Raw genomic sequence first — 12,872 nt, forward strand, 5'->3', positions numbered from 1 at the left:
CTAAATGTTAACAAACACACACAAGACTGCACGTTTTAGTAGCAAACAATAACAACATCACAATGGGTATCAATGCGTCCCTGGCGCAGACGATAAAGGAGTTGGATATGCAATTACGTAAGCTCGCCACTGCCATGCTGGTCATGGGAATGTCCGCCGGTCTGGCGCACGCAGAAGACGCAGCACCAGCGGCAGGCAGCACGCTGGATAAGATCGCCAAAAATGGCGTGATCGTTGTCGGCCACCGTGAATCATCAGTACCGTTTTCTTACTACGATAATCAGCAAAAAGTGGTCGGTTATTCACAGGATTACTCCAACGCGATCGTTGACGCCGTGAAGAAAAAGCTGAACAAGCCTGATCTGCAGGTGAAACTGATCCCGATTACTTCTCAAAACCGTATACCGCTGCTGCAAAACGGCACCTTCGATTTTGAATGTGGATCCACCACCAACAACGTCGAGCGCCAAAAACAAGCGGCTTTCTCTGACACCATTTTCGTTGTCGGCACCCGTCTGCTGGCGAAAAAAGGCGGCGACGTCAAAGATTTCGCCGATCTGAAAGGTAAAGCCGTAGTCGTGACTTCGGGTACCACCTCCGAAGTTCTGCTGCACAAGCTGAATGAAGAACAAAAAATGGATATGCGCATCATCAGCGCGAAAGACCACGGTGACTCTTTCCGTACTCTGGAAAGCGGTCGCGCCGTTGCCTTTATGATGGATGACGCCCTGCTGGCTGGCGAGCGCGCGAAAGCGAAGAAACCAGACAACTGGGAGATCGTCGGCAAGCCACAGTCTCAGGAAGCCTACGGCTGTATGTTGCGCAAAGATGATCCTGAGTTCAAAAAGCTGATGGACGACACTATCGCCAAGGCGCAAACCTCAGGCGAAGCTGAGAAATGGTTTGATAAGTGGTTTAAAAATCCAATTCCACCGAAGAACCTGAACATGAATTTCGAACTGTCAGATGAGATGAAAGCTCTGTTCAAAGAACCAAATGATAAAGCGCTTAACTAACTAAAATAAATGGGAGGCTTCCCCTCCCTCTCGATTGTTACTCGGCACGGACAGACTATAAGCCTGATGGTCGTTCCCCATCAGGCCTGAAAACCGCAAAACGCCGAATAACAATCTTCGAGGGTAGCGCTGCTACCCTTTTTTTTCTGGAGTAGATTTATGTCTATAGACTGGAACTGGGGTATTTTTTTACAACAAGCCCCGTTCGGCAACACCACCTATCTCGGCTGGCTCTGGAGTGGTTTCCAGGTCACTGTCGCGTTATCCATCACCGCCTGGATTATCGCTTTCCTCATAGGCTCTTTATTCGGCATCTTACGTACCGTTCCAAATCGTTTCCTTTCTGGGATCGGCACACTGTACGTTGAGCTGTTTCGTAACGTTCCGCTCATCGTCCAGTTTTTTACCTGGTATCTGGTTATTCCGGAACTGCTGCCGGAAAACATTGGGATGTGGTTCAAGGCTGAGTTGGATCCCAACATCCAGTTCTTCCTCTCATCGATGCTTTGTCTGGGGCTGTTTACCGCCGCGCGCGTCTGCGAACAGGTTCGCGCCGCAATTCAGTCTCTGCCTCGTGGGCAGAAAAACGCCGCACTGGCGATGGGGCTAACGTTGCCGCAGGCCTACCGCTATGTTCTGTTGCCAAACGCCTACCGCGTGATTGTTCCGCCAATGACCTCAGAGATGATGAACCTGGTGAAGAACTCCGCTATCGCCTCCACCATCGGCCTGGTCGATATGGCGGCACAGGCGGGCAAACTGCTGGATTACTCCGCCCACGCATGGGAATCGTTTACCGCTATCACTCTGGCTTACGTCCTGATTAACGCCGTCATCATGCTGGTGATGAATCTCGTTGAACGTAAAATCCGCCTGTCTGGCAATTTGGGAGGCAAATAATGTACGAATTTGACTGGAGTTCTATCATCCCTTCCCTGCCGTATCTGCTGGATGGGTTAATCATCACGCTGAAAATCACCGTTACGGCGGTAGTCATTGGTATTGTCTGGGGAACCATCCTTGCAGTAATGCGTCTGTCCAGCTTCGCGCCGATTGCCTGGTTTGCGAAAGGCTACGTCAACGTATTTCGTTCTATTCCGCTGGTCATGGTGCTGCTGTGGTTCTACCTGATTGTGCCCGGCTTCCTGCAAAACGTACTGGGTCTGTCGCCTAAAACCGATATTCGCCTGATCTCAGCGATGGTCGCGTTTTCGATGTTTGAAGCCGCGTACTATTCCGAGATTATCCGTGCCGGTATCCAGAGTATTTCTCGTGGGCAATCCAGCGCCGCGCTGGCTCTGGGGATGACCCACTGGCAGTCGATGAAGCTCATTATTCTGCCGCAGGCATTCCGCGCGATGGTACCGCTGCTGCTAACCCAGGGCATCGTACTCTTCCAGGATACCTCGCTGGTCTATGTATTAAGTCTGGCAGACTTCTTCCGTACCGCCTCTACCATTGGCGAGCGTGACGGCACACAGGTTGAAATGATCCTGTTTGCTGGCGCCGTTTATTTTGTATTCAGTCTGAGCGCATCGTTGTTGGTCAGCTATTTGAAGAAAAGGACAGTTTAATGATTACCCTGAAAAATGTTTCTAAATGGTATGGTCACTTTCAGGTGCTGACCGACTGCTCCACGGAAGTGAAAAAAGGTGAAGTGGTGGTGGTCTGCGGCCCGTCAGGCTCAGGTAAATCAACGCTTATCAAAACGGTGAACGGGCTGGAGCCGGTACAACAGGGCGTTATCACCGTTGATGGTACCGTGGTGAATGATAAAAAAACCGATCTGGCCAAACTGCGCTCTCGCGTTGGTATGGTGTTCCAGCACTTTGAACTGTTCCCTCACCTGTCGATCATTGAGAACCTGACTCTGGCGCAGGTAAAAGTGCTCAAGCGCGATAAAAAGCCGGCCCGCGACAAAGCGCAAAAGTTACTGGAACGCGTTGGTCTGTCAGCACATGCCGAGAAGTTTCCAGCTCAGCTCTCAGGGGGCCAGCAACAGCGTGTCGCTATCGCCCGGGCGCTGTGCATGGATCCTATCGCCATGCTGTTTGACGAGCCGACGTCAGCGCTTGATCCTGAAATGATCAACGAAGTACTGGACGTTATGGTTGAACTGGCCAATGAAGGGATGACCATGATGGTGGTAACCCACGAAATGGGCTTTGCGCGTAAAGTGGCGAACCGGGTGATCTTCATGGATGAAGGGAAAATTGTTGAAGACTCACCGAAAGAAGAGTTTTTCGCTAATCCGAAATCGGACCGCGCCAAAGACTTTCTCGCGAAAATACTGCACTAATCTTGCTGGCGCGCATCTCCATGTGCGCGCCACCTCACGCTTTATCCCTTCGCCTCTCGAAACACATACAGCCCAGCGTTAACCTTGTCACAAAGTCCCACTTACAAGGAGCAACAATGGCACTTCCTATCCTGTTTGATTGCGATCCGGGTCATGACGACGCTATCGCAATTGTGCTCGCCCTCGCCTCACCAGAACTGGATGTGAAAGCGATAACCTCATCAGCCGGTAACCAGACACCTGACAAAACGCTGCGTAACGTGTTGCGCATGTTAACGTTGCTCAACCGTACGGATATCCCAGTGGCTGGTGGCGCAGTGAAACCACTGATGCGCGATCTGATTATCGCCGATAACGTTCACGGCGAGAGTGGGCTGGATGGCCCGGCGCTGCCGGAACCCGCTTTTGCGCCACAAGACTGTACCGCCGTGGAACTGATGGCGAAAACCCTGCGTGAAAGCCCGGAACCGATGACGATTGTCTCCACCGGGCCGCAAACTAACGTCGCATTGCTCCTGAATAGCCATCCTGAGCTGCACGCCAAAATCGCCCGTATCGTGATCATGGGTGGTGCGATGGGACTCGGAAACTGGACGCCCGCCGCCGAGTTCAATATTTTCGTGGATCCTGAAGCCGCTGAAATCGTATTCCAGTCTGGCATTCCAGTGGTGATGGCTGGTCTGGACGTCACGCATAAAGCGCAAATACATCGCGAAGATACCGAACGATTCCGCGCTATCGGCAACCCTGTTTCGACGATCGTGGCTGAACTACTCGACTTCTTCTTTGAGTATCATAAAGATGAAAAATGGGGATTCATCGGCGCGCCACTGCATGATCCATGCACCATTGCCTGGCTGCTGAAACCTGAACTGTTTACCACCGTTGAACGCTGGGTCGGCGTGGAAACTCAGGGTAAATATACCCAGGGAATGACCGTGGTGGATTACTACTTCCTGAGCGGCAATAAGCCAAACGCCACCGTAATGGTAGACGTTGATCGTCAAGGGTTTGTCGATTTGCTGGCAGAACGGCTGAAGTTTTACGCCTAATACACGCCGGATGGCGCTAACGCTTATCCGGCCTACAAAATCGTGCAATTTGTAGGCCGGATAAGACGCTTTGCGTCGCCATCCGGCAAAAAGCGATCACGGCTCAAACGGTCGGCGCTGGAACTGATCGTGTCCGCATTTTGGACACAGCGGCAGCACATCCGGGGTGTAAACCGCTAAATGGAAGTGGCACTTCTCGCAGACCAGATTACCTAATCCGACCACCTCACCGCTGTGATAAACCCCGTGATGACTGAGATCCTGGAACACTTCTCGCCATTCGAGCTGCGTTTTATCGGTAATATCGGCCAGTTCCTGCCAGATACTCTCCTTGATAACCCGCATAAAGACGCTGTCTGTCTCCTCATCGAGACTTTCTTCATAGCTCAGAGCAAACTCTTCCAGGTCACGTCTGACGGCCCGGGTGAGCTCTTCCACCTCGGTTCGCGTTAACTCCCCGGTCTGCATAACTCGTTGACGCGCTTGCTCCACCAACGCATCAATATCGCGTTCGCCATTACGCAGACGTTCGCTCAGTGAAGCCACCAGTTCACGGTAATATTGAGCAACCTTGTTCATCGCTTCGCCTCCTGGGTCGTTAACTGTCTATAATAATAGACGTTATTTACGCTACGCTTTGCAAGACTGTCCACAGAGTGTGTAAATTCGTGCAAGAATTATCCTTGCGGGAATTCAACGCTGAATGCGCGAAAGGCTGTTTTGGCGCGGGCGTTTGGGCTATGCTATGCGGATCTGAAACACCACATCTAGAGCTACGTTTGTAGCTGTATTGAAAACAGGACCACTGGCTGCCATGCAAGAGCAATACCGCCCGGAAGAGATAGAATCCAAAGTACAGCTTCACTGGGATGAGAAGCGCACATTTGAAGTTACCGAAGACGAGAGCAAAGAGAAGTATTACTGCCTGTCTATGCTTCCCTATCCTTCTGGTCGACTACACATGGGCCACGTACGTAACTACACCATCGGTGACGTGATCGCCCGCTACCAGCGCATGCTGGGCAAAAACGTACTGCAGCCAATTGGCTGGGATGCGTTCGGTCTGCCTGCAGAAGGCGCTGCGGTTAAAAACAATACCGCGCCAGCACCATGGACGTACGACAACATCGCATACATGAAAAACCAGCTCAAAATGCTGGGTTTCGGTTACGACTGGAGCCGTGAGCTGGCGACCTGCACCCCAGAATACTACCGTTGGGAACAGAAATTTTTCACCGAGCTGTACAAAAAAGGCCTGGTGTATAAGAAAACGTCTGCGGTCAACTGGTGCCCGAACGACCAGACCGTACTGGCGAACGAACAGGTTATCGACGGCTGCTGCTGGCGTTGCGATACCAAAGTCGAGCGTAAAGAGATCCCACAGTGGTTCATCAAAATCACCGCTTACGCTGACGAACTGCTGCGTGACCTGGATAACCTGGATCACTGGCCTGACACCGTGAAAACGATGCAGCGCAACTGGATTGGCCGTTCTGAAGGCGTGGAAATCACCTTCGATGTGAACGGTTACGACAACACGCTAACCGTTTACACCACCCGCCCGGACACCTTTATGGGTGCGACCTATCTGGCCGTTGCCGCAGGTCACCCGCTGGCGCAGAAAGCTGCTGCAAATAATCCAGAACTGGCCGCCTTCATTGACGAATGCCGCAACACCAAGGTTGCTGAAGCCGAAATGGCAACCATGGAGAAGAAAGGCGTCGACACGGGCTTTAAAGCCGTTCACCCGCTGACTGGCGAAGAAATCCCCGTTTGGGCGGCAAACTTCGTCCTGATGGAATACGGTACGGGCGCAGTCATGGCCGTTCCGGGCCACGATCAGCGCGATTACGAGTTTGCGACAAAATATGGCCTGACCATCAAGCCAGTAATTCTGACCGCTGAAGGCGCAGAGCCGGATCTGTCCGAACAAGCTCTGACCGAAAAAGGCGTGCTGTTTAACTCCGGCGAGTTTGACGGCCTCGGCTTCGAAGCTGCCTTCAACGCCATTGCTGACAAGCTGGTAGCGAAAGGCGTGGGTGAACGTAAAGTGAACTACCGTCTGCGTGACTGGGGTGTTTCCCGTCAGCGTTACTGGGGGGCGCCAATTCCGATGGTGACGTTGGAAGACGGTACCGTACTGCCGACGCCAGAAGATCAGTTGCCGGTTATTCTGCCGGAAGACGTGGTTATGGACGGCATCACCAGCCCAATAAAAGCCGATCCGGAGTGGGCAAAAACCACCGTTAACGGCATGCCTGCGCTGCGCGAAACCGACACCTTCGATACCTTTATGGAATCCTCCTGGTACTACGCGCGCTATACCTGCCCGCAGTACAACGAAGGGATGCTGGATCCAGAAGCCGCAAACTACTGGCTGCCAGTTGATATCTACATTGGTGGTATTGAACACGCCATCATGCACCTGCTCTACTTCCGCTTCTTCCACAAGCTGATGCGCGATGCGGGCATGGTCAACTCTGACGAACCGGCCAAACAGCTGCTGTGCCAGGGTATGGTGCTGGCTGATGCGTTCTATTACGTTGGTGCAAACGGCGAGCGTAACTGGGTTTCTCCGGTTGATGCCATCGTTGAGCGCGACGAAAAAGGTCGTATCGTCAAAGCTCAGGACGCAGAAGGCCATGAACTGGTCTATACCGGCATGAGCAAAATGTCCAAGTCGAAAAATAACGGTATCGACCCGCAGGTCATGGTTGAACGTTACGGCGCTGACACGGTACGTCTGTTCATGATGTTCGCTTCTCCGGCTGATATGACGCTGGAATGGCAGGAATCCGGCGTTGAAGGGGCGAACCGCTTCCTGAAACGTGTATGGAAGCTGGTTTACGAACATACTTCCAAAGGCGATGTTGCTGCCCTGAACGTTGATGCGTTGAGCGAAGACCAAAAAGCGCTGCGTCGCGACGTACATAAAACCATTGCTAAAGTTACCGATGATATCGGTCGTCGTCAGACCTTTAACACCGCAATTGCGGCGATTATGGAGCTGATGAACAAGCTGGCGAAAGCACCGCAGGAAGACGAACAAGACAGAGCCCTGATGCAGGAAGCGTTACTGGCCGTCGTTCGCATGCTGAACCCGTTCACCCCACACGTTTGTTTCACGATGTGGGAAGCACTGAAAGGCGAAGGCGATATCGACAACGCACCGTGGCCGGTGGCGGACGAAGCCGCAATGGTTGAAGACTCGAAGCTGGTTGTTGTTCAGGTGAACGGTAAAGTCCGTGGCAAAATTACCGTTCCGGTAAATGCGACAGAAGAACAGGTTCGTGAACGTGCTGGCCAGGAGCATCTGGTGGCAAAATATCTTGATGGCGTTACCGTACGTAAAGTGATTTATGTACCGGGTAAACTCCTCAATCTGGTCGTTGGCTAAGCGCGGGAGGAAGCGTGCGACTTCTGACAACATTGTTGTTATCTCTGGCGGTGCTTGTCACCGCCGGATGTGGATGGCATCTGCGTAATACTACGCAGGTCCCACCCTCAATGAAAACCATGATTCTGGACTCTGGGGATCCAAACGGCCCATTAAGCCGCGCGGTTCGTAATCAGCTGCGTCTGAACGGCGTTACGCTGCTAGAGGACGGCTCAATGCGTAAAGATGTGACGTCCTTACGTCTGGGCGCGGTCAGCATATCGCAAGATACGGCGTCGGTATTCCAGAACGGTCAAACGGCTGAATACCAGATGGTGATGTTCGTGAGTGCTACTGTGCTGATTCCAGGTCATGATATTTATCCAATCAGTGCCAAAGTTTATCGTTCGTTCTTTGACAACCCACAGGCTGCACTGGCGAAGGATAACGAGCAAGAGATGATCGTTAAAGAGATGTATGACAAAGCGGCTGAACAGTTAATTCGTAAGCTGCCAAGCGTACATCTGGCCGATACTCTGTCATCCAATGCTGATGATGATGCTAAGCCAGCGGCGACAAAAGCCGCAGAGCCTGCGTCATCTCCGGCGCGTGTTTCCACCACGCTGGGTAACTGATGCTCAAGTTGTACCCTGAACAACTCCGCGCACAGCTCAATGAAGGGCTGCGCGCGGCGTATTTGCTCTTAGGTAACGATCCTCTCTTATTGCAGGAAAGCCAGGACGCTATCCGTCAGGCAGCAGCAACGCAAGGATTCGAAGAACACCACGCTTTCACCCTGGACAATAGCACCGACTGGGGAGAGATTTTTTCACTCTGCCAGGCGATGAGCCTGTTTGCCAGCCGTCAAACCCTACTTTTGCAGTTGCCTGAAAATGGCCCCAATGCCGCCATTAACGAACAGCTCGCTTCACTCGTCACACTGCTACATGACGACCTGCTGCTGATTGTTCGCGGCAACAAACTGACTAAAGCGCAGGAAAACGCCGCATGGTATACCGGACTTGCCAATAATGCGGTGCAGGTAAGCTGCCAGACGCCGGAGCAAGCACAGCTTCCTCGTTGGGTCGCTGCCAGGGCGAAGCTTAACAATCTACAACTGGATGACGCAGCCAATCAGCTGTTGTGCTATTGCTATGAAGGTAATCTGTTAGCGCTGGCGCAAGCGCTGGAACGGCTAGCGTTGCTTTGGCCTGATGGCAAACTAACGCTGCCTCGCGTGGAGAAAGCCGTTAACGATGCCGCGCACTTTACCCCGTTCCATTGGGTGGATGCGCTGCTGATGGGCAAAAGCAAACGCGCGCTGCACATTCTGCAACAGTTACGTCTGGAAGGCAGTGAGCCGGTTATTTTGCTACGTACGATACAGCGCGAATTACTGCTGTTGGTCAACTTAAAACGGCAGTCAGCCCATACGCCTTTGCGCTCGTTGTTTGATAAACACCGGGTGTGGCAAAATCGCCGGGGTATGATGGGAGACGCGCTAAACCGGCTGAATCCTGCGCAGTTGCGTCAGGCGGTAACGTTGTTAACGCGTACGGAAATTACGCTTAAACAAGACTATGGTCAGTCAGTGTGGGCGGAACTTGAGGGGCTTTCCCTTTTGCTCTGCCATAAATCGCTGGCCGATGTTTTTATTGATGGTTGATATGAAATCATTGCAGGCTCTGTTCGGTGGCACCTTTGATCCGGTGCATTATGGTCATCTTAAACCAGTTGAAATTCTGGCGAATCTGATTGGCCTTTCCCGGGTCATTATCATGCCCAATAACGTGCCGCCGCATCGTGCGCAACCCGAAGCGTCCGGCGAACAACGTCAACGCATGGTTGAACTGGCCATTGCCGATAAGCCGCTGTTCTCCCTTGATGAACGCGAACTGAAACGCGATACCGCCTCCTACACCGCGCAAACGCTCAAAGAGTGGCGCGAGGAGCAAGGACCGGAAGTACCGTTAGCGTTTATTATTGGCCAGGACTCACTGCTTACCTTTCCGTCCTGGCATGACTACGACACGATTCTGGGTAACACCCACCTCATTGTCTGCCGACGTCCGGGCTATCCGCTCGAAATGGCGCAGGAAAAGCACCAGCAGTGGCTGGAGGATCATCTGACCCATTCGCCAGATGATCTGCACAACTTGCCTTGCGGGAAAATTTATCTGGCTGAAACGCCGTGGTTTAACATCTCCGCCACGCTCATCCGTGAGCGTCTGGAAAAAGGCGAGCCGTGCGACGACCTGATGCCAGATGCAGTGCTTGACTATATCAATCAGCAAGGGTTGTACCGCTAAGCACCTTGCGTAAAGCCGCCAACAGGCGGTTATTCTCTTCCTGGCTGCGAACGGCTACCCGATAATAGCGCGCATCCAGCCCCGGATAATTAGCACAACTGCGAATCAAGACATGTTGCTCCAGCATTGCGCGTTGCAGATCAAAATCCGCCCGCTCGGAGCGCAATAAGCGATAATTTGCCCTGCCAGGATACACCGTCAGGCCGGGCAGTTCTTTCAACTGCCGATCAAACCTCGCACCCTCTTGCTCCAGCCACTTCCACGTTGCCTGCTGATATGCGCTGTCGTGTAAAATAATCTCGCCTGCCAGTGCAGCAAATGCGTTAATTGACCACGGCATTTGTCGACGGCGCATCTGTGCAACAGCCTGTTCATTACTGTTGACCAGATACCCCAACCGGAGCCCCGGTATCGCATAGAACTTGGTGAGAGAGCGCAGCACCCAAATATGCGGGTTATCACGAAGCAGCGGAATAAACCCCTGCTCCCCGGCAATAAAATCGATAAACGCTTCATCAAGGATCAGATTGATCCCAAGCAACTCACAACGCGCGGCTATTTCGCGCAGCAGGCGGTTATCTGGCAGCAAGCCAGTGGGATTGTTGGGCGTACAGAGAAACAGGCAGTCCAGCTCTGGGGTTAACGCATCGATGATTGCATCAGTAAGCTGCCAACCATCGTCTTCGCGTAGCGCAAACTCATGGATCGTACAGTCTCCCCATTGCAGCGCCCGACGATATTCAGCAAACCCGGGCGTCACGATCATCGCATGGCGTGGTTTAAGATCTTGCACCAAAGTGAAAATCGACTCAGTCTCGCCGCTTCCGGCAAGTATCCATGAGGCAGGAATCTGATGATGCTCCGCCAGCGCCGCATGCAGTTTAGCGTAATCAACATCCGGGTAATGCTCCGCGCAGTCTAGGTTGTCGACGATCGCGCGTTTTAAACTTGCCGGCATACCCAGCGGATTAATATTCGCGCTAAAATCCAACAATTGCTCAGGCGAGATGCCCAACAGTTCGGCGGCTTCTCGGGTATTGCCACCATGCGCGCTCTTCAATAAAGACATCGTGCCGCTCCACGCAAAAAAAGGTATTTTAGTGAAAAATCTCTGCGCAATCAGGGCAAACATCATGTTTTGTGCGAATAACCTCAAGAGGAAAAAATGAGACTCTGGTTAGTACGTCATGGAGAAACTGAAGCCAATGTCGCTGGTTTATACAGCGGCCACGCCCCCACACCGCTAACGGGACGGGGTATCGCTCAGGCGCAAACACTGGGTACGCTGTTACGCCATGTGCCTGTCGACAACGTTCTGTGCAGCGAGTTGGAACGTGCCCGCCATACAACGCAGTTGATCTTAGGCGATCGCGAGGTTCCTGTGCGCAACATGCCTGAGCTCAATGAGATGTTTTTTGGTGACTGGGAAATGCGCCATCATCGCGATCTGGCGCGAGAAGACGCCGAAAACTACGCCGTGTGGTGTAACGACTGGCAGAATGCGACGCCAACCAATGGTGAAGGTTTTCAGGCGTTTTCCCAGCGCGTGGAACGCTTTATTGCTCAGCTCGCTGATTACAAAACGTGCCAAAACCTGCTGGTGGTGAGTCATCAAGGTGTTCTGAGCGTGTTGATCGCCCGTCTGCTGTCCATGCCGGCTGCAGCAATGTGGCATTTTCGCGTCGAACAAGGTTGCTGGAGCGCAATTGATTTTTGCGACGATTTTGCGGTTCTTAAAGTGCTCAACAGCCGGGCAGTATGGCACGACGGGGAGTGAACGCACTGTTTTTTCTGCCGAAGGGCTTCTCTCCCATTGACACCCCATGACAGGCTGTTATTCTCCGCAACCTGACTTTTCCCGCCCTTCAGAGCTTTGCAGAAATTGTTTTACAAAAATGGCGATGCATTCTGCGGCGTGGGGTGGGATGATAGCGCACTTCAAAAGCGCTTTCGGAGACATTTGTCCCGATATCGCCTCTGGTTCAGGTATACTAACAGACGTTTTTAACTCTTTTCACCCAGGGGGAACACTTGCAGGGTAAAGCACTTCAGGATTTTGTAATCGACAAAATTGATGACCTGAAAGGTCAAGACATCATCGCCTTAGACGTTCAGGGCAAATCCAGCATCACTGATTGCATGATTATCTGCACCGGCACGTCCAGCCGTCATGTAATGTCTATCGCAGACCACGTTGTTCAGGAGTCCCGCACAGCTGGCCTGCTGCCGCTCGGCGTAGAAGGCGAGAACGTTGCAGACTGGATCGTCGTTGACCTCGGTGATGTGATTGTCCACGTGATGCAGGAAGAAAGCCGTCGCCTGTATGAACTGGAAAAACTCTGGAGTTAATGCGTGAAGCTGCAACTTGTCGCTGTGGGTACGAAAATGCCTGACTGGGTGCAAACCGGGTTTACGGAGTATCTCCGTCGGTTTCCGAAAGATATGCCCTTTGAGCTGATCGAAATCCCGGCAGGAAAACGCGGCAAGAACGCGGATATTAAACGCATTCTCGACAAAGAGGGTGAGCAGATGCTGGCTGCCGCAGGCAAAAACCGCATCGTCACCCTTGATATCCCTGGTAAACCCTGGGACACGCCGCAACTGGCGACTGAACTGGAACGCTGGAAACTGGACGGTCGTGACGTCAGTCTGTTGATTGGCGGGCCGGAAGGTCTCTCTCCTGCCTGTAAGGCGGCAGCGGAACAAAGCTGGTCACTCTCTGCGTTAACCCTTCCTCACCCTCTTGTTCGGGTTCTGGTCGCGGAGAGTCTGTACAGGGCGTGGAGCATCACCACCAACCATCCTTATCACCGTGAGTGA

The 12,872-nt window shown here is 52.7% G+C and carries 14 protein-coding genes; 12 read left to right on the plus strand and 2 right to left on the minus strand.

The window, feature by feature from the left end; all coding sequences use genetic code 11:
• Positions 1-107: 107 nt before the first annotated feature.
• The 5 genes from gltI to rihA all read left to right on the plus strand — a co-directional run bounded on the left by gltI (position 108) and on the right by rihA (position 4,367).
• The gene (gltI, locus tag OGY18_RS16290) at positions 108-1,016 is read left to right on the plus strand and encodes a glutamate/aspartate ABC transporter substrate-binding protein GltI (protein ID WP_003831318.1); all 909 of its coding nucleotides are present in this window, start codon (positions 108-110) and stop codon (positions 1,014-1,016) included.
• A 159-nt stretch (positions 1,017-1,175) separates the two neighbouring features.
• Positions 1,176-1,916: a glutamate/aspartate ABC transporter permease GltJ gene (gene gltJ / locus OGY18_RS16295; protein WP_286553630.1), complete on the plus strand. Its 741-nt coding sequence runs from the start codon at positions 1,176-1,178 to the stop codon at positions 1,914-1,916.
• Positions 1,916-2,590: a glutamate/aspartate ABC transporter permease GltK gene (gene gltK / locus OGY18_RS16300; RefSeq protein ID WP_003831315.1), complete on the plus strand. Its 675-nt coding sequence runs from the start codon at positions 1,916-1,918 to the stop codon at positions 2,588-2,590. Before gltJ ends, gltK begins: the two co-directional genes overlap by 1 nt.
• A complete protein-coding gene (gene gltL / locus OGY18_RS16305) occupies positions 2,590-3,315 on the plus strand; it encodes a glutamate/aspartate ABC transporter ATP-binding protein GltL (RefSeq protein ID WP_003022754.1) in 726 nt (241 codons plus the stop codon). The genes gltK and gltL overlap by 1 nt, the downstream gene beginning before the upstream one ends.
• A 116-nt stretch (positions 3,316-3,431) precedes the next feature.
• On the plus strand, positions 3,432-4,367 hold the full coding sequence (gene rihA / locus OGY18_RS16310) for a pyrimidine-specific ribonucleoside hydrolase RihA (RefSeq protein WP_128611436.1): 936 nt from the start codon (positions 3,432-3,434) through the stop codon (positions 4,365-4,367).
• A gap of 96 nt (positions 4,368-4,463) precedes the next feature.
• Here rihA and OGY18_RS16315 read toward each other — a convergent pair whose 3' ends face one another.
• Entirely contained in the window at positions 4,464-4,946 is a 483-nt protein-coding gene (locus OGY18_RS16315; RefSeq protein ID WP_003022748.1) for a zinc ribbon-containing protein, read from the minus strand.
• A 235-nt stretch (positions 4,947-5,181) separates the two neighbouring features.
• Here OGY18_RS16315 and leuS point away from each other — a divergent pair, with 235 nt between their 5' ends.
• Genes leuS through nadD form a run of 4 tightly spaced genes read left to right on the plus strand, consistent with a single transcriptional unit; the run spans position 5,182 to position 10,052 of the window.
• On the plus strand, positions 5,182-7,764 hold the full coding sequence (leuS, locus tag OGY18_RS16320) for a leucine--tRNA ligase (protein WP_286553633.1): 2,583 nt from the start codon (positions 5,182-5,184) through the stop codon (positions 7,762-7,764).
• Between the two features lie 14 nt (positions 7,765-7,778).
• Positions 7,779-8,378 (plus strand): LPS assembly lipoprotein LptE, encoded by a 600-nt coding sequence (gene lptE, locus OGY18_RS16325; protein ID WP_286553636.1) that lies wholly within the window; start codon positions 7,779-7,781, stop codon positions 8,376-8,378.
• The gene (holA, locus tag OGY18_RS16330) at positions 8,378-9,409 is read left to right on the plus strand and encodes a DNA polymerase III subunit delta (RefSeq protein WP_126318843.1); all 1,032 of its coding nucleotides are present in this window, start codon (positions 8,378-8,380) and stop codon (positions 9,407-9,409) included. Before lptE ends, holA begins: the two co-directional genes overlap by 1 nt.
• Before the next feature lies 1 nt (position 9,410).
• Positions 9,411-10,052, plus strand: coding sequence for a nicotinate-nucleotide adenylyltransferase (gene nadD / locus OGY18_RS16335; RefSeq protein ID WP_286553638.1), 642 nt, complete (start codon positions 9,411-9,413; stop codon positions 10,050-10,052).
• On the opposite strand, the gene cobD is transcribed toward nadD, so the two are convergent.
• The gene (cobD, locus tag OGY18_RS16340) at positions 10,027-11,121 is read right to left on the minus strand and encodes a threonine-phosphate decarboxylase CobD (protein WP_286553641.1); all 1,095 of its coding nucleotides are present in this window, start codon (positions 11,119-11,121) and stop codon (positions 10,027-10,029) included. The genes nadD and cobD overlap by 26 nt on opposite strands.
• Positions 11,122-11,217: 96 nt before the next feature.
• Here cobD and OGY18_RS16345 point away from each other — a divergent pair, with 96 nt between their 5' ends.
• From OGY18_RS16345 to rlmH, 3 genes are all read left to right on the plus strand, one after another.
• The gene (locus OGY18_RS16345) at positions 11,218-11,829 is read left to right on the plus strand and encodes an adenosylcobalamin/alpha-ribazole phosphatase (RefSeq protein WP_284969384.1); all 612 of its coding nucleotides are present in this window, start codon (positions 11,218-11,220) and stop codon (positions 11,827-11,829) included.
• A gap of 254 nt (positions 11,830-12,083) precedes the next feature.
• Positions 12,084-12,401, plus strand: a complete 318-nt coding sequence (gene rsfS, locus OGY18_RS16350) for a ribosome silencing factor (protein ID WP_003022728.1) — start codon at positions 12,084-12,086, stop codon at positions 12,399-12,401.
• 3 nt (positions 12,402-12,404) lie between these two features.
• On the plus strand, positions 12,405-12,872 hold the full coding sequence (gene rlmH / locus OGY18_RS16355; protein ID WP_003022725.1) for a 23S rRNA (pseudouridine(1915)-N(3))-methyltransferase RlmH: 468 nt from the start codon (positions 12,405-12,407) through the stop codon (positions 12,870-12,872).

Origin of the sequence: Citrobacter sp. Cpo142, assembly GCF_030332425.1 — a bacterium.
GTDB lineage: Bacteria > Pseudomonadota > Gammaproteobacteria > Enterobacterales > Enterobacteriaceae > Citrobacter > Citrobacter portucalensis.